Here is a 21,649-nt window from a genome sequence, read left to right as displayed (position 1 = left end):
AAGGAGCACAGGACTCATGGGTCTGCGGGAACGCGTCAACCATCCCGAGGAGGACGGCCATCGGGGCGAGGACGGACACATGGTCGCCTCGTACCGCGCCAAACTCCTGGAGGAGATCGACCTCGCGGAGATGAGCGCGCTGGCCGCCGCCGAGCGACGGGCCCGCCTTGAACGGGTGCTCGGGCACATCATCAGCCGTGAGGGGCCGGTCCTCTCGACGGTCGAGCGCTCGCAGTTGATCCGCCGGGTCGTCGACGAGGCGCTCGGCCTCGGCATACTCGAACCGCTCCTCGAAGACGCGTCGATCACCGAGATCATGGTGAACGGCCCGGACGCGATCTTCGTCGAACGAGGCGGCCGCGTCGAGCAGTTGCCGCTCCGCTTCCCCTCCCACGACCAGCTGATGCAGACGATCGAGCGGATCGTGTCGACCGTCAACCGCCGGGTGGACGAGTCGAATCCGATGGTCGACGCGCGGCTGCCGTCCGGCGAACGCGTCAACGTGATCATCCCGCCGCTGTCCCTGACCGGCGCCACGCTCACCATCCGCCGCTTCCCGCGCTCCTTCACGCTCCAGGAGATGGTCGGCTTCGGCTCGCTGGACGAGCACATGCTGTACCTCCTCGCGGGCCTGGTGCACGCGAAGTTCAACATCATCGTGTCGGGCGCCACGGGCACCGGGAAGACCACACTCCTCAACGCGCTCTCCGGCCTGATCCCGGAGACCGAACGCATCATCACCATCGAGGACTCCGCCGAACTCCAGCTCCAGCAGTCGCACGTGATCCGCCTGGAGGCACGCCCCCCGAACGTCGAGGGCAAGGGCCAGGTCACGATCCGCGACCTGGTGCGCAACTCGCTCCGCATGCGCCCGGACCGGATCGTCGTAGGAGAGGTCCGAGGCGGCGAATCGTTGGACATGCTCCAGGCGATGTCCACGGGCCACGACGGCTCCCTCGCCACGGTCCACGCGAACAGCGCGGAGGACGCGCTGATGCGCCTGAAGACCCTGGCGTCCATGTCCGAGGTCGAGATCCCCTTCGAGGCGCTGCACGACCAGATCAACAGCGCCATCGACGTCATCATCCAGCTCACCCGCTTCGCCGACGGCGCCCGCCGCATCACCGAGATCGCCCTCCTCGACAGCCACGGCAGCGAGCCGTACCGGCTGGCGACGGTGGCCCGCTTCAGCCCGCAGCCCATCTCCGCCGACGGCCGGGTCTACGGCACGTTCGAGTACTTCCCGCTCTCGCGCCGCACCGCCGACCGGCTCTACATGGCGAGCCAGCCCCTGCCGCAGGCCTTCGGCGTCGCCCACACCGCGGAACAGCTCGCCCTCAGAGAAGCCAGTAGGTAGGGACCGACCCCATGGATCTCCAGACGATCGTCACGCTCACCACCGGCATCACCCTGCTGACCTGTGTCCTGGGCGTCGCGGGCCTGCACGCCTACGCCATGGGCAAGGCACAGCGCGCGGCCCTGGTCGACCGCCTCTCCTCGACCGGTCAGATCGAGGTGGGCCGCGTCCGCCGCTTCCGCGACCTGGACCGCCGACTGCGCCGTACGCGGCTCGGCCGGCAGCTCGAACTGCGGCTGGCGGCAACGGGTCTGGACATGACGCCGGGCGAGTTCTTCGTCTACATGCTGGCCACGGTGGCTGCGCTCTGGCTGATCGGACAGGCGTCGCTCGCGCCCTTCTTCGGGCCGATAGCAGGCCTGTTGGGCATCGGGGTGGCCATCCAGTTCCTCAACTGGCAACGCCAGAAGCGCATCGAGAAGTTCATCAACCAACTCCCCGAACTGGCCCGCATCATGGCCAACGCCACCCACGCCGGCCTCGCGCTGCGCACCGCGATCAGCATGGCGGCGGAGGAGCTGGAGGCACCGGCCGGGGAGGAACTCGCCAAGGTCACCAACCAGTTGGCGGTCGGCGCCTCGATGGACGACGCGCTGAGCGAGCTGGCGGACCGCCTCCCGTCCCGCGAACTCGTCGTACTGGTAACCACGTTGGTGCTCTCCAACCGGGCGGGCGGCCAGGTGGTCAGCGCCCTGCGCAACCTCACGGAGACCCTGGAGGAACGCAAGGAGACCCGGCGCGAGGTCCGCACCCAGCTCTCCCAGGTCAACATGACGTCGTACGCCGTTCCGGTGATGGGCGTGGGCGCCCTCTTCCTGATGAACGGCGTCAAACCCGGCGCCCTGGACCGGATGACGGGCTCCCCGATCGGCCAGGCGTGCGTGATCATCGCGTTCGGGCTGTACGCGGTGGGCTTCATCCTCATCCGCCGCCTGTCACGCATCGACGTCTGAGGGGGGAGACCTGATGATCGCACTCGTACTCGGCCTGGTCATGGGCCTCAGCGTCTGGGGCGTCTTCGCGGGCATCCGCATGTACCGCGCGGACGCGAAACTCCCCAGCGACCTCGTCCTCGCCCTGGAGGTCGGCGCGACCCGCACGGGCGCGGTCGACTCCCTCATCGACCGCATGGGCATGCGCTACGCCCCGATGGTCCTGCGCCTGATGGGCCCGAAGCTGGTCGCCAAGTACCGCCGCAAGATAGACCTCGCGGGCAACCCCGGCGGCCTGACCATCGACCGCTACGCGGCCCGCCGGGCGGTCTACGGCTTCCTCGGCGGCTTCGGCGGCCTGCTGATGCTGCTGGAAGGGCACTACATCGTCGCCGTCATCCTGTTCGCCTTCGGCGCGTTCTGGACGGAGGTCGGCATCTGGTCGGCGATCCGCATCCGCAAGGACGTGATCGAGCGGACCCTGCCGGACTTCCTCGACGTACTGGCGGTCGTGGTGAGTGCCGGGCTGGGCTTCCGCCAGGCCCTGGACAGGGTGGCGTCGAAGTACGAGGGCCCCTGGGCGGACGAACTCCGCATCACGCTACGGCAGATGGACCTCGGCATGAGCCGCCGAGCCGCGTTCACGGAGCTCCGGCGACGCAACGACAGCGAGCAAGTCGCCATGTTCGTCACGGCGTTGCAGCAGGGGGAGGAACTGGGCGCGCCGATCGTCGACACCCTGGTCTCCCTGGCGAAGGACATGCGCCGCACGGACGCGCAGAACGCCCGCCGGAAGGCGGCCCGCGCGGTCCCCAAGGCCACCATGATGATCACCACGTTCATGGTCCCGGCCACGATGCTGCTCCTCGGCGCGGGGCTGCTGCTCGGCTCCGGCACGGACTTCAGCACGATCACGGGCAAATAGGGACGGACGGGGGCGACGGGGGCTATGGCGACTGCGGACGAACGCGGACGTACGGGACTGCTGCGGCGGCGTCCCAAACCACCGGAGATCACGACACCGCCGGCGGGGACGGTGCTGCCGGACCACGTGCGGTCGGGGGCGTCGGACATACCGGTCACCTCGGTGACGCCGGCGTTGCCGGTGGGATGGGTGCCGGTGGGGGGCTGGCTTCCGGGGGTGCCGAGGCCACCGGCGCAGCCGGGTGCGGAACGGTTGGCCGCCGACGGTGGGGATGCCCCACAGGGGCCACCCGCACCCGACAACGAAAGCGAAACGGGTGGTGCGGGTGCGAGTCAGATCCCGGCCGAAGGCCGGGAAGTCGCCCTACCCATCCAGATCAGCGCCCTACAAGCAATGTGCAGGCAGGTCTTCGGCTTCCGCCTGGCGATGATCGCCCTGGCCGCTCCCTCCGCCCTGGTCAACGCCACCCCCGGCGTAGCCACCCGCCTAGTAGGCGCAGCCGTAGTGGTCACCTTCATGGCCTCCTACGTCCTGTTCAGGGACTGGGAACGCTTCGGCCCCCTGCTCCTCCGCCACCCCTCCCTCCTGGCCGTGGACACCCTCTTCGGCTCCCTCCTCCTCATCTCGGCAGGGCCCACCAGCACGCTCGCCTACGTCAGCGTCTGCACCCCCCTCCTCGCCGGCATCGTCTACGGCTGGCGAGGCGCCGGCTGCTTCGCGAGCCTCCAGGCCGTGATCCTGGTGCTGGCGCAGACCGCCGCGGCGGACGCCCACAAGGTCGTGGCGCAGACCTTCCTGCTCCCCGGCCTGTGCGTGATCGCCGGCGCGATGGGAGTGACCCTGCGCAACCTGATGCTCCGCTTCGGCGAAGCCACGACCGCGTTGACGACGGTCCAGGCCCGCCTGGCCGTAACGGAGGCGGTGGGAGCGGAACGGGCGCGTCTGGCACGGGAGTTGCACGACTCGGTGGCGAAGACCCTGCACGGCGTGGCGCTCGCGGCGGACGGCCTGGCCGGTTCGGCGGGCGCGGAGCGCATGAACCCGACCCTGATCAGACAACAGGCGGAGCTGGTGGCCCGCTCGGCCCGCAGGGCGGCCGCGGAATCCCGCGAACTCCTGGCGGACCTACGGCGCGAGTCCAGCCCGGACGAGGGCACGGACGTACTCGTGGAACTGGCCGCCCGTACAAGGGACTTCAGCACCAGGACCGGCCTGCCCACGACCTACCGCCCGATCGGCGAACACGGCGTGCCGCCGGTCCCGCCCGCCGTGGCACGCCAACTCCTCACCATCGCGACGGAAGCGATGGAGAACGCCCACCGTCACGCGACCCCCACGAAGGTCGACGTGGAGGCCGGAGTCCACGACAAGCTCCTCCGCATCAGCGTCTACGACGACGGCCGCGGCCTGCCTCCCGGCACCACCCTCGAACAGCTGCGCAGGGCAGGCCACTTCGGCCTGGTCGGCATGGTCGAACGGGCGGCGTCGGTCGGCGCCCGCATCCGCATCGGCAGAGGCGGCCACGACGCGGGCACGGAGGTCCGACTGGAACTCCCACTGGGAGCCCTGACGACAGCGAAGACATAAGCCGCACGCGGCCGGAGTCGGAGCCGTACCGTACCCATCCCCCCACACAGACGACCCGAGAGGAGGCAGCGATGCCGGACCAGACGACGCCCCACCCCGGCGCTCCACAGCAGCCGCCGCCGAACCCGTTCCACAACTTCCCCCAGCCCGCCCCGACTTCGCCCCTCCGGGTCGTGGTGGCCGACGACAACCCGGTGGTCCGGGCGGGCCTGACGGCCCTGCTGTCGGGCCGCGCGGACATCACGGTCGTGGCGGAGGCGGCGGACGGCCGCGAGGCCTACGAGGCGGCCCACCTCCAACGCCCCGACGTGGTCCTCCTGGACGTCCGCATGCCGGGCGTGGACGGCATCTCGGCGCTCCCGTACCTGGTGCGGATCGCGCCGGTCGTGATGCTGACGTACAGCAGTGAGTCGGAGATCGTCCAGGAGGCGCTGCGGCGGGGGGCGGGCGGTTATCTGGTCCACGGCGAGTTCACGGCGGACGAACTGGTCGCCGCCGTAAGGGGCATCAAGCAGGGCAGGGCCCATTTCACGCCATCGGCGGCTGGTGCGCTGCTGGCACAGCTACGACAGGAGCGGACGGGCCCGTCACTGCCCGAGGGCCTGGGCTCCTACGACTCTCAACTAGGTGCAGCTGCAAACGGAACAATCCCTTCAAGGGCCCACCCCCGGTTGAATTCGCCGGAAGGCCTTTCGCAACTGCAACCATCTGTGAGACAGTCATCCTCGGACAGGTCACGGTTCCAACTGAGCACGAGGGAGGCGGAGATCATGGACCACATCGCGTCCGGCATGACCAACCAGCAGATCGCCGCCACCTGCTTCATCTCCGAGAAGACCGTCAAGAACCACATCAACCGCATCTTCGCCAAACTCCACAGCACCAGCCGCTCCGAGGCCGCCGCCAAGTGGCTTGGTACGGCGCCGGGTTCGGCCCGAGGACTGGGGTGACCTGTGACGCCGCGACGGGGGACCCAACTGCGGGGCCTACGGGCCCGGTTCGGCGACGGGCGGGCCCAGTGCGAAGGCAGGGGCTCCGATTGGGCCCGATTTTGGGCCCTGGGGCCCTCTGGCGTACCTGTACTTCGGGCATACCGTTCTCATGTCGAAAGCGGCACCGGCGACGAGGAAGCCGGTAACGCGTCACTCGGAGGGGAACACCATGAGCGACCTGATGCTGAAGACCGCCGTTGCGACCAAGGCGCGCGTGAACGGCTGGAAGAACACGACCGTCGAGGCCCTTCAGCGCCGTGCCGGCGACAAGGGGCAGACCGCGGTGGAGTACCTGGGCATCATCGCGGTGGTGGTGGCGATCGTGCTGGCGATCACGGGTACGTCCATCGGACAGTCGATCCTCGACGCGATCAACAACAAGATCTCCGAGGTTACCGGCGGCTGATGCGGCCCCGTAGGTACAGCGACGCAGGGCAGGCCTTCCCCATCTACATCACGGTGGTGGCGGGTCTGCTCTTTCTCGCGTTCGCCTACGTCGCGGTCGGCCAGGCCGCGGTGAACCGGAGCGGCGCCCAGACGGCCGCAGACGCGGCGGCGCTCGCGGCGGCCCAGGACACCCGGGACCAACTTGCAGGCGTGTGGAAGCTGGACGTACTCGACCCGACCAAGTGGCAGGACATCTTCGACGGCATCGCGGAGGGGCTCACCCCCTCGTGCGGGCGTGCCGGCGAACTCGCGGGGCAGAACGACGCCGGTGTGAACAGCTGCACACAGACGGGGCCCCTGAGCTTCACGGTCGCGGTCAAGACCAACAAGCCGGTCGGAGATTCGATCGTTCCCGGCACGGAGGACACGTACTCGACAGCCCATGCCACCGCCGTGATCGAGCCGCTCTGCACGTTCCAACTCCCCGGCGAGGGTGCCGGGGACAACGTGCTGCCGAAGCTCACTTGCAAGGACGGCAAGGACTGGGATCTGGACCCGCTCCATCTCACCGATCTGGATCTACCGGGACCCGAGGACCTCTTCGACGTCCATCTGGCCGACTGACAAGCGAACGACGAGTGATGAGGGAAGCAGAGTCATGAGCATTCGGTTCACTTCGACGGCCCGCAGGGGGTTGGTCGCACTGGCTGTTGCGACCGGCCTGACACTCGGCGTGGCCGGCTGCGGGGGTGGCGGCGGCGACAAGAAGCCGGACACTCCGGCGTCGGCCTCCAAGAGCGGTGGATCGGACCCGAGTGCTCAGGAGGGCCAGTCGGACGCGCCCTTGGCCGAGGTGAAGGGCTCGAACGGGCTGATTCTGGACATCACTTCGGCCACACGGGACTCCGGCGGCTTCGTCACGGTGAACGGCAATCTGAAGAACGACGCGGACAAAAGCGTCGTGGTCCCGGCCGCGTTGAGCGGCAACGAGACCGAGGTCATCAGAAACGGCCCGTCGCTCGGCGGCGCCACGCTCGTGGACTCGAAGGGCAAGAAGCGCTACTACGTGCTGCGAGACACGGACGGCCGTCCGTTGACGACAACCGGCTTCACGACGATCAAGTCGGGCGACGAGCTGGCCGTCTTCATGCAGTTCCCGGCACCACCGACGACCACGACCGACGTCTCCTTCGAGCTACCGACGTTCGCCGTCGCCACGATCAAGATCTCAGGGTGAGGCGGCCGTGACCACCACTCCCCGTCTCGCCCTGGTCGTGACCGCCGCCACGATCATGGTCGCCGCGAACATCGTCGGCGCGGTGGCGGCGCACGCCGACGACACCCCGAGTCCGAGCGTCCCACCGGGCACCGAGGCCTCGGCCTCCGCCCCGGTGAAGGTCGACCCGAACGACCCGGACCTGAAACTCCCCGAGGGCGCGACGCTCGCCGACCCCAAGGTCCTGGACATCAAGTCCGTCGTGGAGGACCAGGGCGGCGAGGAACGCCGCGAGGACACCAACACCGACGTCACCTTCGCCCTCCAGGCCGAGGTCCTCTTCAGCAAGGACAGCTCCAAGCTGAGCGCCGCGTCGAAGTCCCGTATCGACGCGATCGCCCAGGAGATCAAGAAGCAGAACGCGACAACGGTCCGTGTCTTCGGCTTCACGGACAACCTCGGCTCGTCCGCACACGGCGACATCCTGTCCAAGCAGCGCGCCGACGCCGTACAGGCAGTCCTGGACTCGGACTTGAACAACCCGAACATCACTTTCGAAGTACGCGGCTACGGCGAGCAGTACCCGATCGCCGACAACTCGACAGAGGCCGGCCGCAAGAAGAACCGAAGGGTCGAGGTGACGTTCCCGCGCACGGCGAGCTGACCGGCGTCTTCAAGTGCCTTGCCTGCCTTGATGTCCAGGATGAGCGTACGGAGGGCTTCGCGGCTGTCGGTGAGGTACCGGTCTTCCTGTCCGGCGACCGCGAGGTAGGCGTTGCCTCCGGTGTCGGCGCCTATGCGGAAGCAGTTGGCGCCCTCGGCGCAGAAGGGCCTTCCCAGAAGATCTCGGGCATGGTGGCTCCTCAGGGTTGGCGTGCGATGTCGCGGATGAAGTCGCGGGACGCGCTGGGCGAGAGTGAGGCGGATTCCGCCCGCGGCTTGTCCGACCCGTCCGTCCCCCGCAGGTCGTAACTGACCACGCTGTGCGGCCGACGTCGCAGTCCTGACCGGCGCCCGCTCTCTCGTCGCGATCGGCGAATGGACAACGGACGCCCCGCAGTCCGTCCTCAGGCTTCCGGGCATCCCGGCCGACCCGCTCACCGGCATCCGGCCGGTGCCGCACGCGGCCACCGTCCGCCGCCGGTTCCGCGTCGACGCCCTCGGCGTATACCTGAAGGCCCGAACGCCATGGTCGCAGCTGTCCGAGTCGCCGCCGAAGCCGTCGTTGCGGGCGATCGCGGTCGATCGCGATCGACGGTGCGCCGAGACGCTTGAACACCGTTTTGGTTGTGCACGAATTTCATACCGATGCCATTACGGGTGCGTTCCAAGTAGCGGCTTACAAAGAACCAATCGGGCTGTTTCGGAGTGCACCGGACCTGGTCAATTCCATGGCGGCCTGAGAAGCTCATCCGCCGGTACTTCCACGGATGACAAAAAGTTCTCCGAACGCGATATCACCTCAACTGCGGGCATCCCGGCCCAGGCTACCAACCGCATAACCGGGATGCCGCGCAGTGGAACACGACAGGAGTGGAATCTGTGCGTTCCCTGTACATGATACGGCGATTAGCGGCCGTGTCCTTCGCGGTGCTGGTTCTTCTGGGCCTGACCACTCAGGCTTCGGTGGCCGACAGCCCCGGACCGACGGGTTCCGCCGTCGCGACCCGCAGCGACGGCGTCGCGGTCCGGCTGGCGGCGGGGGCCGACACCGCCACCGCCGAGGCCGCCGCGTCGAACCCGCAGGCCGTCGCCGCCGCTTCGACGGTGTGCGGCGGGAGTTACAACACCCTGGCCTACATCGACGCCTCCCTGCCCGGCGACACGGGGGCGGTCAGCGGCAGCATGGCCGCCTACGTCGGCGGCGGGTACCTCTGCGTCGTCTTCTACAACCAGACGCCCGGCGGCGCCAACTGGATGTATCTGCAGGCCTGTCCGGGCACCACGACCAGCTCCGCCTGCGGCTACGACTCCGGCACCTTCAGCTCGTATGCCGGCCCCGTGTACATAACGACCGGCTCCGGTGGGTGCTTCACCGTGGCGTATCTGCTGGAGACCGAGGCCGAAACCGGCTATCTCGTCAACGGCAAGGAAAGCTACAGCTGCTAGCGCCGGCTGCACTGAAATGAGGCGTAGGACGAACTCGTTTCAAGCGGTCGAAACGGCCACAGCGAACGTGCGGCTTGCGCCTCTTCTTTTGTTGCCCCACCGCAGAAGCGACCACAGGAGAAGTGGACCCATGGCTGACGAATTGGTGCAGCGCGCGCAGAGATTCGTGAACGAAACGTACGGCAGCATCATCGGCATGACGGTCGACGAGGACGGCAAGACCGGCTGGAACACGATGTACGCCCTCACCCGGGCACTCCAGTACGAGCTGGGAATCACCGCACTGTCCGACAGTTTCGGTCCCACCACCCTGAGCACGCTCACGTCGAAGTACCCGAAGCTGAACGCCTCGACGGTCCCCTCCGCCAACTTCTGCCGGATCATCCAGTCCGGTCTCTACTGCAAGGGCTACGACGGCGGTGAGATCGACGGCACCTACAACTCGCGCGTCGAGGCCGCCGTGACGAAGCTGAAATCCGACATGGGCGTGGGCGGGGTCTACACCGGAAGCGACGTGACGCCGAAGGTGTTCAAGGCGTTGCTCAACATGGACCCCTATGTGCTGGTGGACTACGGGGACAGCCTGGGCAGTACCGGTATCCGTTCGATCCAGCAGTGGCTGAACGGGCGCTACGTGACCCGCGCGGACTTCTTCATCATCCCCTGCGACGGCCATCACTCCCGCGATGTCGCGAAGTCCATGCTGTACGCGATCCAGTACGAGATCGGCCTGGCGGACGGAGTGGCCAACGGGGTTTTCGGCCCGGCGACCCAGACGGGCATCAAGGCCCACACCCTCACGGTGGGAAGCTCGGGTGCCTGGGTGTCCCTCTACTCGGCCGCCCTGATCCTCAACCAGCGCAGCAGCACCGTGTTCTCAAGCTCGTACACCTCCGCGCTGGCGGCGGAGACGACGAGTTTCCAGGCCTACGTCGGCCTTCCCCAGACCGGAAACGCCGACTTCCCCACCTGGGCGTCCCTGCTGGTCTCCTACGGTGACCAGTCCCGTCCCGGCACCGCCTGCGACTGCGTCACCACCGTCACCGCCGAGCGGGCCACGGCCCTCAAAGCGGCCGGCTACAAATACGTCGGCCGTTACCTGTCCAACGTTCCCAACACCACCCTGGACAAGGTGATCAAGCCCGGCGAACTGGCGACCATCGCCGACGCCGGGCTGAACTGCTTCCCGATCTACCAGACATGGGGCGGCAGCAACGCGTACTTCAACTACCCGCAGGGGACGTACGACGCCTACGACGCGATCGAGTGGGCGAAGTACCACGGCTTCAAGGACGGAACCCGCATCTACTTCGCCGTCGACTACGACGCGCTCGACGCAGACGTGACCGACTACGTCCTTCCGCACTTCCGTGGGATCTACCGGGTGATCCAGGAGAACTCCCGGTACCTGGTCGGCATCTACGGTCCGCGGAACGTGTGTTCACGTGCCATGGTGGCGGGTTACGCCGACGCCAGCTTCGTCTCGGACATGTCGAGCGGCTTCTCGGGGAACCTGGGATACCCGTTGTCCAACAACTGGGCCTTCGACCAGATCGCCACCGTCGCCGTCGGGTCGGGAACCGGCTACATCGAGATCGACAAGAACGTCGCGTCCGGCCGGGACGTGGGCCAGAACACCTTCGACCCCAGCTCGTACACCGACGGGCTGGACGCCGAGTTCGACGACACCTACCGCGACGCCATGCTGCAGGAAGTGCGCGGCTACCTGGAATCCATCGGGGTCCCGGAAACCGGCGGAGACGGCTGGACCGACAGCGACTGGGCGACCCTGGGCGGAATATCCAACAGCGAGGCGTTCGATCTGGTCGTCGGCGCGGACTGGCTCTTCACCTCACTCGCCCGCCAGCTCAAACTGCGCAAGGCGTTGATCCAGGCCCCGGTGCTCTGGGAACTGCGCAAGTTCAACCCGCTGGACCCCGTCGCGGATCTCGCCGTCCAGAACGGTCTGAAGGACGACTGCAGCACCGGGTGGGGACAGATCTTCGGCTGGGTCGCCATCGAGGCGCGGAACTACTGCGTCCAGCAGGGAATCATCAACGGCACGCTGCTGGTCCCGGGGACGGCGGGGAACCTGACGGACGTGTGGACCCAACTGCACGATGATCCGGTGTACAACGTGAAGACGGCCGCCTACCTGACGATCTACAACGCGTACCAGATCGGGCTGTCCCGGCCCGGTCTGGACACGAGCGACGCCGACTCCCAGGCGATCCTGGCGCGATACAACGGAACCAACGACGCCGCCCAGGAGTACGGCAGACAGGTCGGCGGCCTCTACCAGGTACTGGAGAAGTACTACAAGATCGTGCGAAATCTATGAACTCCCGCACAGCTCCCGAGACTTCCGCCCGAACACCTTCGGCTCGCCGGACCTGGGCGGTCCCCGTCGTCGTCAATCTCGTACTGGGGATTGTCGCCGTGATCCCCGTCTGGGCCCTCGTGCTGTTCGCGGTGAACTACCCGCTGGCGGGCCTGGGAATCACGCACAGGGAGCCCACGGAGAACGACGGCATGCTGCCCTGGCTGCTGGTGCTGGTACCGATGTGGGCGGCGTTCCTGGGGCTGTGGATTCCGGTCAACCTGGCGATGCGCCGAAAGCGGGACGCTGTCAAACGGCGTTACTGGACCGCCAGTTCACTGCTGGTCCTCCTTCCCACAGTGGCGTTGATGTTCTTCATAGAGAACAAGTGAAACGAAAGGGAGATTCAGCGGGATGGGTCACATCACGAGACGCACGGCGGTAAAGAGCACGACCGTTCTGGGCCTGGCCGGTTTCACCGGCGGGCTCCTGGCGGCGCCTGCTGCCGCCGAGGAAACCGCCCCGGACGCCGAGGACACCGCGCGGCCCACCTCCCTCAACGGGTGGGAGCTGGTGGAGAGGACCAACCACATCTCAACGGTGTGGACGCGCCCCGTCCCCGGCACGGAGTGTTCCATCGACGTCTGCACAGGGGACGTGGAAGCGGTCCTGGTCCACGTGATCCGCCGCTTCCACTACGAGGTCGACGAGTTGCGCAAGGGCGATGTCATCGGCTGGCGCGCCCCGAGCGAGGTCAAGAAGACGCTGACGGAGTCCAACCAGGCCTCGGGCACGGCCGTGCAGATCCGCCCGGGTTTCTACCCGGCCGGGTCGAAGGGCGGGTTCTTCTCCCCCCAGCTCATGGTGATCCGCGACATCCTGGCCGAACTCGACGGCGTGGTCCGGTGGGGCGGCGACGACAGCCGGCCGGACGAGTCGCTGTTCTCCATCGACGTGAAACCCGCGGACGCACGGCTCACCGCGGTCGTCGAGAAGATCCGTGTCTGGAAGGACACCCCGGGCAAGGGCGCCGGCACTCCGGTCGACGTCCGGGCCTCCGGGAGGCGGAAGGCCGCGAAGGCGCTCGAGAGCCGCCAGCGGGGGACCGCGGCCTGAGCCTGTGCGACTGGGCCCTCACGAGGCGTCGTTCTCGCTGAGGTGACGAAAGGAAGGGGCTCGAAGCCGCACTCGCTCCGGCGGCTTCGAGCCCCTTCGGCTGCCGACAACATCGTGCCGGACCGGGCTCACCAGGAATCTGGGTACCGATTTGGGTCCACGGGCCCATCTCGGGCATCGATCCCCTCTCTAACCTCTGGAAGCTCAGGTGGCCTTGTGAGCGATGGCGGAGGACGGGGGAAACATGGCCTCGATCGGGGGAGTCGGCGGGCAAGGTGGGCTGAGCGGTCGTCGGGAGATGCCGGTGCCGCTCTCCGTCGCGCTGGTGCTCGTGCACGCCCTCTTCGCGGTCACCGTCGTCGGCGGGCTCGGTCTGCTGATGACCGCCGGGGCCTACGACGCCCTCGACGGACAGGTCATCGCCCTCGTCGTGTACGCCGCCGCGCCGGGCGTCCTCGGCTGGTGGCTGGCCCGGCGGAGTTGGGAGGGCGGGGTCCGGGTCCGGCGCGGACTCGTCGCCGTACAGGGCTGGTTGGTCCTCGGCGGTGTCGTCAACCTCGTCTCCGGGTCCGCCCGCGGGGGCCTGCAACTCCTGCTGCCGATCCTGATCCTCTTCTTCCTGTCCCGCCCCGAAAGCCGTCAGTGGTACGGGCTCGCCGAGTTGGAACGCGTCGAGCGCCGCCCGTTCTCCCTGTCCCGGCTGATCCGCTGGCGCCGGGACGAGGGGCAGACGGCGGTCGAGTACGCCGGGTTCATCGCCATCGTCGCCGCCATCATCACCGCGCTGCTCGTCAGCGGCCTCGGTACCCAGATCTTCAGCGGCATCCAGTCGGAGGTCTGCAAGGTCACCGGTATCGCCTGCCCTGCTTCGACGGGCGGCGACACGGACGTGACCGCCGGCAACGACAAGGCCAACAACAACGCCAATGGCAATGGCAACGGCGGGACTTCAGGCGGCACCGGCACCACAGGCGGCACCGGCACGACCACCACCACCGACCCGGGCCCGACCGACGACAAGAAGACCGACCCCGCCGACGGCAAGGACGACGGCTGTTTCTCCGGCGTCGGCGCCTTCTTCGGCTGCGCCGGCAACCAGGTCAAGCAGGTCGGCCAAGGCCTCTTCGTCGACGGCGTCTGGGGCGACCTCACCGGTATCTACGACATGGTCCGCCACCCGATGGACACCCTGAAGGGCATCGGCGACTACGGCAAGCAACTCGGCAGCGACTGGTCGAAGAACTCCAAGGACGCCGGCAAGAAGTGGTCCGACGGTGACTACGGCGGCGCCCTGTGGGACTGGGCCGGTGCCTCGGTGAAGACCGGCGGCACGGTCCTCTACGACGTGTTCATCGGCGACGACGTCGCCAAGGACTGGAACAACGGCGACAAGACCCGCGCCGTCACCCACGTCCTCTGGAACGTCGGTTCCCTCTTCATCCCGGGCTACGACGGCGCGAAGATCGTCGAGAAGGTCGGCGACCTCGGCAAGATCGGCAAGCTGGGAAAGCTCGGCGAACTCGCCGAGAAGGCGGCCAAGGCCGCGGAGGACGCGAAGAAGGCGGCCAAGGCCGGTGACGTCGCGGGCGCCGAGAAGGCCGCCAAGGAAGCCGACGACGCCGCCGAGGAAGCCGAGAAGAAGGCCGAGAAGACCGGCTGCACGATCGGCGCGCCCAGCCGCCGTATCCCGTACGACGGCAACGGCCCGAAGAACGACGGCGGCCTCACCGGCTCCTCCGGCACGGGCACCACCGTCCTCGCCGCCGGCGGCTCCCCGTACGTCGTCCTCGCCGAGGACGGCTGCGACGAGGACGCCAAGAAGGAGGCCGAGGACGCCCGTAAGCAGGCGGACGACGCCGACGCGGCCGCGCGCGCCGCCGATCTGCAACACGCCGCGGACGAGGCGAAGAAGGTCATCGCGGATGCCAGGGACAAGCAGAAGACGCCCAGGAACGAGCGGTTCCAGCTCGACGAGAAGAAGATCGACGATCTCGTGGCCAAGGCCAAGGACAACCCGGACCTCAGCAAGGGAGAGATCGGGAAGACCGAGCTGACCCAGTCCCTCAAGGACCTCGCGGACACGCTGAAGAACAACGGCATCGACAGCCAGAGCCGCGGTTCGCTGGGCGGCCCCGTGCTCAGAGCCACAAACCGCTATCAACTGGCCGAGGCCATGGCCGAGGTCAGGGCAGCGGGGCGAGCGGTGGACGAAGCCGCCGAGGGCACCAAGGTCTATGCCGGGGTCGGCGGGAAGACCGGCCGCAAGACAGTGGACCTGGGGGACGGAACCACCGCTGATGTTAGTGCGATAGACGATGCCGACATTGTGTACAAGGGCAAGGACGGCAACATCCACGTCGTGGAGGTCAAGAACACGGGGCAAGCGGCGACTCAGGCCTCCATGCCCGCCCAGGCCGAGAACTTGGCCAAGTGGCAGAAGGCGAACCCCGGCCGGAAGGCCCGCTACGAGATCGAGACGCAGGACGGCTGGGACAAGGTGTTCGACGGTTTCCAGAAGGACAAGAAGACCGGAAAGGTCCCAGGCGGCACCCCCGCGCAGACCCTCGCCGACAACGGCCTCGACCTGCGCGTCGCCGGCCAGGACATCTCGTCGCAGCAGCTCAAGGCGATGAACGACGCGTGGAGCAGGAAGACGCCGGCCGAACGGCAGGCGGCACGGGACTCGGGCAGGATGAAGGACCCGAAGACCGCTATGCAGTATCTGGGTGTTTCCTGACGTGGAGCGGACGAGCGGACGACGAGAGGGACGGAGCGCCGGACAGTGACCGCACATCACCTGTTGCCCGCGGACATGCGGCGGCTCCCCTCGCCGTGGAACGACCTGACCTCGGAACGGAAGCCGGCACTGGAGGAGCTGGCGCACACGGAGTCGACCGAGCAGGCCGCCCTTGAGGCACTGACGGCCGCGCTCTCCCGCTCGCCGACGTCGCCCGTACCGCGCGTCTGGAGCGACGAGTCGTGGGAACTCTTCGACCGGATCCGTCACGAGGTCGGGTACCAGTTGGCCCAAGTCATGCCGACGGCCGACCAGTTCACCCGTGAGGGCATCGTCGATCTACTGCGGGAGTGGGCGGGCACAGCACAACCACCGGTACCGAGCTGGTGGCTGGACGATCAACTGGACCTGATCGTCGGGGTGTTGACTGACCAGGCGCTCGATGGTTGGGCCCATGACGTGCTGCGCTGGCTCCAGCAGAAGCCGTACGACGAAGCAGGTGTCGCGGCGGCAGCCGAGCGCTGCGTCGAGAACGGGCTCGCCTCCCACGACGCCGTGAACCTGCTGCACGCCCTCGGCACACCCCACGGCGAGCAGGCCCTGCTTCGCGTCGTACAGGACGTCAGAGCGAGCGACAGCAACCGCTCACAGGCGCGGAACGCCCTCATGTGGCTGCGCCGCCCCGGCTACGACGCCCGTGCACAGCAATCGGCGCAGGGAGAGCACCCACTGCTCCCACCCGTCGTACGCGAACTCCCCTACAGCTGGGGCGCCGGCTTCCAATGGCCGGCTGAACTGCCCGAGAGCGACGAGAACATCACCCGCGCAAGGGCGGTTCTCCAGGCCTGCGCTCCGTCCCAGCCCACGCCCGAACCCGTCCCCGCCCCCTCCTGGCACAGCTACGAGGACGAGGACGAGGAGCAGCCCGCCTGGCTCGAAGTCCGCACGGTGATGCGGGAGTTGATGCCGTACGCCAACCTGGTCACCGAGGAGCGGATGACCGAGGCGACGCGGGAGTGCGCGCTGCTCGGCATCCCCGGCGTACCCGGAGATCCGGACAGCGAGGAGGCGGAGCGCTTCGTCCAGCACTGGGTGACCTGGATCCGCGGCTGGATCGCCGGCGAGGTCTTCACCTGGCTCGGCATGTACGTCGACGACGACACCCTCGTCACCCCGTGGGCGATGGAACTCGCCGAGCGGTACGCCCGGTTCGGGTTCGTCCCCGACCGGGCCGTGTCGATGCTGCGCTGGCACGACACCGTACCCCGCAGCCGCGAGGCCCTGGCCCGGCTGGCCGCCGAGGGAAAGCTGCCGTCGGAGGGGCGATGACCCCTCGGACCCAGGTACGCGGGAAGTCGCCGCCCGCCCTGCCTACTCCGTCTCCACCGTCACCCGAACCCCCGCCTCCACCCCCCACCCCGCCATGACCCCCGCCTCCGCCTCCAGCACATGCCGGGACCGAAGCCGCGGCAGCCCCAGCCGCCCCGGCCTCATCGTGTGGACGGCGACGACCTTCAGGTTCCGGTCCAGGTACGCCACGTCGATCGGGAACCGCATCCGGAACGTGTGCACGCTGCTCGCCGGCGAGAGCAGCATCGCCCCGTCGATCGTGTCCCGGCCGAGCAGCCCCTTCGTACGCGCCCGGTACGAGGTCGCCAGCTCCAGCCGCACGGCGACCGCCCCCGCTGCCCCCTGCACGATCAGCTTCCCGAGGCCGTCACTCCAGCGTCGTCCCATGTCAGGTCGCCTTCCTGCGCCACTTCGGCACCGCTCCGGTTCGGTGTCAACCGACCGTATCCACACGGGAGTAGGCCCCACATGGGCCCACGGACCCATGACCTGCCCGCCGTTCCCTCGATATCGTCCCCGCGTGCGCCTGATTCTGATCGTCGTGGGTGCCCTGTGGGGCGCGTGGTCGGGCCTTCTGCTGCCCCGCGCCGCCCACCGCCTCTCCGTGGACCCCGAGGAACCCTGGAACGGGGAGTGCCCCGACGGCCACCCGATCACGGGCACGTTCGACGGCTGGCTGGGCCGAGCGCACTGCACCACCGACACCAGCGCCGCATACGGAAACCAGACGCCGTCCACCCCCTGCGGCCCCTACGGCCCTCGCACCCCCGCCGTATCCGCCGCGACCGCCCTCGTCTGCGCGAGCCTCGCCGCGGCCACCGGCCCCCGCCCCGAACTCCTCGTCTGGCTGCTCGCCGCGCCCGTCGCCGTTCTCCTCGCGCTGGTCGACCTCCGCGTCCACCGCCTCCCCGACGTCCTCACCCTCCCGCTCGCCGCGGCCACCCTCGCCCTCCTCGGCATCGCGGCCGCGCTCCCCGCCGACGCCGGTTCCTGGACCGCGGCCCTGCTCGGTGGACTCGCCCTCGGCGCCGGGTACTTGGTGCTGTATCTCATCAACCCTTCGGGCATGGGCTTCGGTGACGTGAAACTCGCCCTCGGTCTCGGCACGGCCCTCGGCTGGTACGGCTGGCCGGTGCTCGTCACGGGCGCCTTCGCGGGGGTGTTGTACGGCGCGGTGTACGGCCTCGGCATGGTCGCCCTGCGCCGGGCGGGCCGTAAGACGGCGATCCCGTTGGGGCCGTTCATGCTCGGGGGAGCGTTCACCGGTGTGGTGCTGGGGGCGTTCGCGGTGGCGTGAGACGGTGATGAACCCGGCGTCCGGGGGCCTGCGAGGAACGACGAGCGACCAGCGACGAACGAGGCGATGTGCTCATGCGGAAGATCAGCCTGATGATGTCCGTGTCCCTCGACGGCTACATGGAGGGCCCCGACCGCGACATCGGCTGGCACATGGTCGACGACGAACTCCACCAGCACATGAACGACACCCTCAAACACATGGGCGCCTTCGTCGACGGCCGCGTCACCCACGAACTGATGGCCGACTACTGGCCCGCCGCCGACGCGGACCCGAACGCCCCCGCGGTCATCGCCGAGTTCGCCCGTATCTGGCGGGACATGCCGAAGATCGTGTACTCGCGGACCCTTCCCAGCGGCCCCGCCGACTGGAACACGACCATCGTGCCCGAGGTCGTCCCCGAGGAGGTACTGGCCCTCAAGGAACAGCCCGGCGGCGACCTGGGCCTCGGCGGCGCCGACCTCGCCGCGACCTTCCTCCGCCACGACCTCGTCGACGAGATCAAGGTGTACATCAACCCGATCGTCCTCGGCCGCGGCAAACCCATGTTCCCCGTCTCCGACACCCGCACCCCACTCCGCCTCACCGAGTCCCGCACCTTCGGCAACGGGGTCGTACTCCTGCGCTACGAGCGCGCGAACCCCAACCCCGACCTCAACCCCGACCCCAACCCCGGCCACGCGTAAAGCTGTTGTCCGCCGCGCTCTCCCCGGGTAGGAAGAACCCATGACCGGACTCGGCGCTGTGTTCCGTCCCCAACTGCCCCCCGAGCGACTGCGGGCGGTGGTCCGACTCGCCGACGCCTCGGGGCTCGAAGAGCTCTGGCTGTGGGAGGACTGTTTCCGGGAGGGCGGGATCTCGGCCGCCGCCGCGGCGCTCGCGTGGAGCGAGCGGGTGCGGGTCGGGGTCGGGCTGTTGCCGGTGCCGTTGCGGAACGTCGCCATCACCGCGATGGAGGTCGCCACGCTGCACCGGCTGTTCCCGGGGCGCGCGATCCTCGGCGTCGGGCACGGCGTACAGGACTGGATGGGGCAGGTCGGCGCCCGCGTCGAGTCCCCGGTGACCCTGCTGCGCGAGCATCTCGACGCGCTGCGCGCCCTGTTGCGCGGGGAGCGCCTCACGACCGACGGGCGCTACGTCAAGCTCGACGACGTCGCCCTCGACTGGCCGCCGGACGGTCCCGTCGAGATCCTGGCCGGTGCCGGCGGACCGCGCACCCTCCGCCTCGCCGGTGCGGCCGCCGACGGCACGATCCTCACCGCGAGCACCGCCCCGGACGGCGTCCGACGGGCCCGTCAACTCATCGACGAGGGGCGGGAGTCGGCCGGCCGCACCGAGCCGCACACGGTCGTCGTCTATCTCCTCACCGCCACCGGTCCCGACGCCGGCGCCCGCCTGCGTGCCGAACTCGCCGACGAGGGCCTGGAGTCGGTCCCCGACCTCGGTGTCGCCGGCGACGCGCGCACCGTCGCGAAGGCCGTCCAGCGCCTCGCGGAGGCCGGCGCCGACACGGTCATCCTCCAGCCGACCGGCGACGAGCCCGACCCGGAGGGCTTCGTACGCTTCGCGGCGGAGGAGGTCAGGGCACTCGTCCCCTGACGACCACGGCCACGACCTGTCGGCTACGACCACGACTACGACCTGTCGACTACGACGGTCAGCTACGACGGCCGGTGATCCCCGGCCGCCCCGTCGATCAACTCCCGCACGATGTCCATGTGCCCCGCGTGTCTCGCCGTCTCCTCGATCAGGTTGACCAGCACCCAGCGCAGGGACACGGAGTGCTTCCGCCACGGCGGCCGGCCGGCCGCGTCCAGCGGCAGCTCCGTGATCGTGCGGTCGGCGGCGGCGCGGGCACGGCCGTAGAAGGCGACGATCTGTTCCGTCGTCTCGTCCGGGCCCGCTCTCATGTCCTCGTCCTTGTACGGGTCGAACCACAGCGGCTCCACCTCGCGGCCGTAGCTCTCCACGAAGTAGCCGTACTCCACCGACGCCAGATGCTTCAGCACCCCGAGCAGGCTCGTGCCCGAGGGCGTCATCGGGCGTCTGGCCTGCTCCTCGTCCAGCCCGTCCAGCTTCCACAGCACCGCGTCCCGGACCCGGTCCAGGCTCGCGTGCAGCGTCGCCTTCTTGTCGCCGTGGTACGGCAGGCCCGTGTCCGTGTCGTCCCCGTCGTTCACCATGCTTCGAAAATTAGCAGCGCCCACTGACAACGCCCTGCGACCATCGCCCCATGGACAACAGCGGGAGCAGCACGAGCAGCTTCGAAGACCTCGTCGCGGAAGGCGTCGCCGTTCCCACCGAGGGCTGGGACTTCTCCTGGTTCGAGGGCCGGGCCACCGAGGCGCGCCCCTCGTGGGAGTACGCGCGCTCCGCCGGGGACCGGCTCTCCCGCGCGACCACCGCCCTGGACGTCCAGACGGGGGGAGGGGAGGTCTTCGACTTCGCCCTGAGCCGGGCCGCCGCGCAGCCCCCGATGCTCGTCGCCGCCACCGAGGGCTGGCCGCCGAACGTCGCCAAGGCGACCGAACTGCTCCGCTCGCGCGGTGTCGTGGTGGTCGCCGTGCCCGAGGACGCCCCGCTGCCCTTCGCCGACGCCGCGTTCGACCTCGTCCTGAGCCGTCACCCGGTCCGCGCCCACTGGCCGGAGATCGCCCGCGTCCTGCGCCCCGGCGGCACGTATTTCGCCCAACACGTCGGCCCCCGCAGCGCCTTCGAACTCGTCGAGCACTTCCTCGGCCCCCGGCCGGAGGCCGTGAGCGGCGCCCGCGACCCCGAACGCGAGCGGGCCGACGCCGAGGCCGCGGGCCTGGAGATCGTCGAGCTGCGCGCCGAGCGACTGCGCATGGAGTTCTACGACATCGCGGCCGTCGTCCACTTCCTCCGCAAGGTGATCTGGATGGTCCCCGACTTCACGGTCGAGGCCTACGAGCCCCAACTCCGCGCCCTGCACGAGCAGATCGAGAGCACGGGCCCGTTCGTGACCCACAGCACCCGCCACCTCTTCGACGTCCGCAAACCGCACGCGTGACCGTCCAACCTCCCGGCGCCGCACGCCATTTGGCGAAATCCCGCGCGCCCGTCCGGCCGTAGTCCGGCCGTAGACCCGCGGTTGTCGCCGCAGGAGCGTCCGGGCGCGCCCCGCTCCTCCTCGGCACCCCCCGCCACGTGCCGGTCCCGGTCGGCGCGTCCGGGAATCGGACGCGGCCACGCCCGCCCGGAACCACTCACCTCGTGTCCCCCATGCGTACACGGGTTTTCCACATCGTTATCGAGATCGACTCGCATCCCGTCCGCCGGCTCACGTAAGTTCAGACCAAGGTA

General features: G+C 68.8%; 21 protein-coding genes. 19 read left to right on the top strand and 2 right to left on the bottom strand.

The window, feature by feature from the left end; genetic code table 11:
• The first annotated feature begins 16 nt into the window (after positions 1-16).
• From ACFWP5_RS33465 to ACFWP5_RS33395, 15 genes are all read left to right on the top strand, one after another.
• Positions 17-1,357 (top strand): CpaF family protein, encoded by a 1,341-nt coding sequence (locus ACFWP5_RS33465; protein WP_384165151.1) that lies wholly within the window; start codon positions 17-19, stop codon positions 1,355-1,357.
• Positions 1,358-1,368: 11 nt separating this feature from the next.
• Positions 1,369-2,310 carry a type II secretion system F family protein gene (locus ACFWP5_RS33460; protein WP_384165148.1) on the top strand — a complete coding sequence of 314 codons (942 nt, stop codon included), beginning with the start codon at positions 1,369-1,371 and terminating at the stop codon, positions 2,308-2,310.
• A 13-nt stretch (positions 2,311-2,323) separates the two neighbouring features.
• Entirely contained in the window at positions 2,324-3,214 is an 891-nt protein-coding gene (locus ACFWP5_RS33455; protein WP_384165145.1) for a DUF5936 domain-containing protein, read from the top strand.
• Between the two features lie 393 nt (positions 3,215-3,607).
• On the top strand, positions 3,608-4,801 hold the full coding sequence (locus tag ACFWP5_RS33450; RefSeq protein ID WP_384165142.1) for a sensor histidine kinase: 1,194 nt from the start codon (positions 3,608-3,610) through the stop codon (positions 4,799-4,801).
• Positions 4,802-4,872: 71 nt separating this feature from the next.
• A complete protein-coding gene (locus tag ACFWP5_RS33445) occupies positions 4,873-5,751 on the top strand; it encodes a response regulator (RefSeq protein ID WP_384165139.1) in 879 nt (292 codons plus the stop codon).
• 211 nt (positions 5,752-5,962) lie between these two features.
• Positions 5,963-6,199 carry a hypothetical protein gene (locus ACFWP5_RS33440; RefSeq protein ID WP_328679542.1) on the top strand — a complete coding sequence of 79 codons (237 nt, stop codon included), beginning with the start codon at positions 5,963-5,965 and terminating at the stop codon, positions 6,197-6,199.
• Positions 6,199-6,804: a pilus assembly protein TadG-related protein gene (locus ACFWP5_RS33435; protein ID WP_384165135.1), complete on the top strand. Its 606-nt coding sequence runs from the start codon at positions 6,199-6,201 to the stop codon at positions 6,802-6,804. The genes ACFWP5_RS33440 and ACFWP5_RS33435 overlap by 1 nt, the downstream gene beginning before the upstream one ends.
• 34 nt (positions 6,805-6,838) lie before the next feature.
• The gene (locus ACFWP5_RS33430; protein ID WP_384165133.1) at positions 6,839-7,417 is read left to right on the top strand and encodes a hypothetical protein; all 579 of its coding nucleotides are present in this window, start codon (positions 6,839-6,841) and stop codon (positions 7,415-7,417) included.
• A 55-nt stretch (positions 7,418-7,472) separates the two neighbouring features.
• Entirely contained in the window at positions 7,473-8,060 is a 588-nt protein-coding gene (locus tag ACFWP5_RS33425; protein WP_384165202.1) for an OmpA family protein, read from the top strand.
• An 893-nt stretch (positions 8,061-8,953) separates the two neighbouring features.
• On the top strand, positions 8,954-9,505 hold the full coding sequence (locus ACFWP5_RS33420) for a hypothetical protein (protein ID WP_384165130.1): 552 nt from the start codon (positions 8,954-8,956) through the stop codon (positions 9,503-9,505).
• A gap of 130 nt (positions 9,506-9,635) precedes the next feature.
• On the top strand, positions 9,636-11,846 hold the full coding sequence (locus ACFWP5_RS33415; RefSeq protein WP_384165127.1) for a glycoside hydrolase domain-containing protein: 2,211 nt from the start codon (positions 9,636-9,638) through the stop codon (positions 11,844-11,846).
• 98 nt (positions 11,847-11,944) lie between these two features.
• Positions 11,945-12,217: a hypothetical protein gene (locus ACFWP5_RS33410; protein WP_384165124.1), complete on the top strand. Its 273-nt coding sequence runs from the start codon at positions 11,945-11,947 to the stop codon at positions 12,215-12,217.
• Between the two features lie 22 nt (positions 12,218-12,239).
• Entirely contained in the window at positions 12,240-12,941 is a 702-nt protein-coding gene (locus ACFWP5_RS33405; RefSeq protein ID WP_384165121.1) for a hypothetical protein, read from the top strand.
• 244 nt (positions 12,942-13,185) lie between these two features.
• Positions 13,186-15,678: a hypothetical protein gene (locus tag ACFWP5_RS33400; RefSeq protein ID WP_384165118.1), complete on the top strand. Its 2,493-nt coding sequence runs from the start codon at positions 13,186-13,188 to the stop codon at positions 15,676-15,678.
• Between the two features lie 45 nt (positions 15,679-15,723).
• Positions 15,724-17,007 carry a hypothetical protein gene (locus ACFWP5_RS33395; RefSeq protein ID WP_384165115.1) on the top strand — a complete coding sequence of 428 codons (1,284 nt, stop codon included), beginning with the start codon at positions 15,724-15,726 and terminating at the stop codon, positions 17,005-17,007.
• Between the two features lie 42 nt (positions 17,008-17,049).
• Here the strand turns inward: ACFWP5_RS33395 and ACFWP5_RS33390 are convergent, their stop codons facing one another.
• Entirely contained in the window at positions 17,050-17,415 is a 366-nt protein-coding gene (locus ACFWP5_RS33390) for a DUF192 domain-containing protein (protein ID WP_384165111.1), read from the bottom strand.
• 133 nt (positions 17,416-17,548) lie between these two features.
• Here ACFWP5_RS33390 and ACFWP5_RS33385 point away from each other — a divergent pair, with 133 nt between their 5' ends.
• From ACFWP5_RS33385 to ACFWP5_RS33375, 3 genes are all read left to right on the top strand, one after another.
• The gene (locus tag ACFWP5_RS33385; protein WP_384165110.1) at positions 17,549-18,325 is read left to right on the top strand and encodes a prepilin peptidase; all 777 of its coding nucleotides are present in this window, start codon (positions 17,549-17,551) and stop codon (positions 18,323-18,325) included.
• Positions 18,326-18,399: 74 nt separating this feature from the next.
• On the top strand, positions 18,400-19,011 hold the full coding sequence (locus tag ACFWP5_RS33380) for a dihydrofolate reductase family protein (RefSeq protein ID WP_384165107.1): 612 nt from the start codon (positions 18,400-18,402) through the stop codon (positions 19,009-19,011).
• A 40-nt stretch (positions 19,012-19,051) separates the two neighbouring features.
• Positions 19,052-19,924, top strand: coding sequence for an LLM class flavin-dependent oxidoreductase (locus ACFWP5_RS33375; protein ID WP_384165104.1), 873 nt, complete (start codon positions 19,052-19,054; stop codon positions 19,922-19,924).
• Positions 19,925-19,986: 62 nt separating this feature from the next.
• Here the strand turns inward: ACFWP5_RS33375 and ACFWP5_RS33370 are convergent, their stop codons facing one another.
• The gene (locus ACFWP5_RS33370; protein ID WP_384165101.1) at positions 19,987-20,508 is read right to left on the bottom strand and encodes a DinB family protein; all 522 of its coding nucleotides are present in this window, start codon (positions 20,506-20,508) and stop codon (positions 19,987-19,989) included.
• A gap of 50 nt (positions 20,509-20,558) precedes the next feature.
• On the opposite strand from ACFWP5_RS33370, the gene ACFWP5_RS33365 reads away from it, so the two are divergent.
• Entirely contained in the window at positions 20,559-21,356 is a 798-nt protein-coding gene (locus tag ACFWP5_RS33365; RefSeq protein WP_384165098.1) for a class I SAM-dependent methyltransferase, read from the top strand.
• The last annotated feature ends 293 nt before the right edge of the window (positions 21,357-21,649 follow it).

It is taken from the genome of Streptomyces sp. NPDC058469 (assembly GCF_042721125.1).
In the GTDB taxonomy this organism is placed as follows: domain Bacteria; phylum Actinomycetota; class Actinomycetes; order Streptomycetales; family Streptomycetaceae; genus Streptomyces.
This window is presented reverse-complemented; position numbering and strand designations above follow the sequence as displayed.

Excerpts from the sequence above, each read along its gene's own strand:
- ACFWP5_RS33465 (WP_384165151.1), top strand. The coding sequence starts at position 17 with ATGGGTCTGCGGGAACGCGTCAACCATCCCGAGGAGGACGGCCATCGG.
- ACFWP5_RS33460 (WP_384165148.1), top strand. The coding sequence starts at position 1,369 with ATGGATCTCCAGACGATCGTCACGCTCACCACCGGCATCACCCTGCTG.
- ACFWP5_RS33455 (WP_384165145.1), top strand. The coding sequence starts at position 2,324 with ATGATCGCACTCGTACTCGGCCTGGTCATGGGCCTCAGCGTCTGGGGC.
- ACFWP5_RS33450 (WP_384165142.1), top strand. The coding sequence starts at position 3,608 with ATGTGCAGGCAGGTCTTCGGCTTCCGCCTGGCGATGATCGCCCTGGCC.
- ACFWP5_RS33445 (WP_384165139.1), top strand. The coding sequence starts at position 4,873 with ATGCCGGACCAGACGACGCCCCACCCCGGCGCTCCACAGCAGCCGCCG.
- ACFWP5_RS33440 (WP_328679542.1), top strand. The coding sequence starts at position 5,963 with ATGAGCGACCTGATGCTGAAGACCGCCGTTGCGACCAAGGCGCGCGTG.
- ACFWP5_RS33435 (WP_384165135.1), top strand. The coding sequence starts at position 6,199 with ATGCGGCCCCGTAGGTACAGCGACGCAGGGCAGGCCTTCCCCATCTAC.
- ACFWP5_RS33430 (WP_384165133.1), top strand. The coding sequence starts at position 6,839 with ATGAGCATTCGGTTCACTTCGACGGCCCGCAGGGGGTTGGTCGCACTG.
- ACFWP5_RS33425 (WP_384165202.1), top strand. The coding sequence starts at position 7,473 with ATGGTCGCCGCGAACATCGTCGGCGCGGTGGCGGCGCACGCCGACGAC.
- ACFWP5_RS33420 (WP_384165130.1), top strand. The coding sequence starts at position 8,954 with ATGATACGGCGATTAGCGGCCGTGTCCTTCGCGGTGCTGGTTCTTCTG.
- ACFWP5_RS33415 (WP_384165127.1), top strand. The coding sequence starts at position 9,636 with ATGGCTGACGAATTGGTGCAGCGCGCGCAGAGATTCGTGAACGAAACG.
- ACFWP5_RS33405 (WP_384165121.1), top strand. The coding sequence starts at position 12,240 with ATGGGTCACATCACGAGACGCACGGCGGTAAAGAGCACGACCGTTCTG.
- ACFWP5_RS33400 (WP_384165118.1), top strand. The coding sequence starts at position 13,186 with ATGGCCTCGATCGGGGGAGTCGGCGGGCAAGGTGGGCTGAGCGGTCGT.
- ACFWP5_RS33390 (WP_384165111.1), bottom strand. The coding sequence starts at position 17,415 with ATGGGACGACGCTGGAGTGACGGCCTCGGGAAGCTGATCGTGCAGGGG.
- ACFWP5_RS33380 (WP_384165107.1), top strand. The coding sequence starts at position 18,400 with ATGCGGAAGATCAGCCTGATGATGTCCGTGTCCCTCGACGGCTACATG.
- ACFWP5_RS33375 (WP_384165104.1), top strand. The coding sequence starts at position 19,052 with ATGACCGGACTCGGCGCTGTGTTCCGTCCCCAACTGCCCCCCGAGCGA.
- ACFWP5_RS33370 (WP_384165101.1), bottom strand. The coding sequence starts at position 20,508 with ATGGTGAACGACGGGGACGACACGGACACGGGCCTGCCGTACCACGGC.
- ACFWP5_RS33365 (WP_384165098.1), top strand. The coding sequence starts at position 20,559 with ATGGACAACAGCGGGAGCAGCACGAGCAGCTTCGAAGACCTCGTCGCG.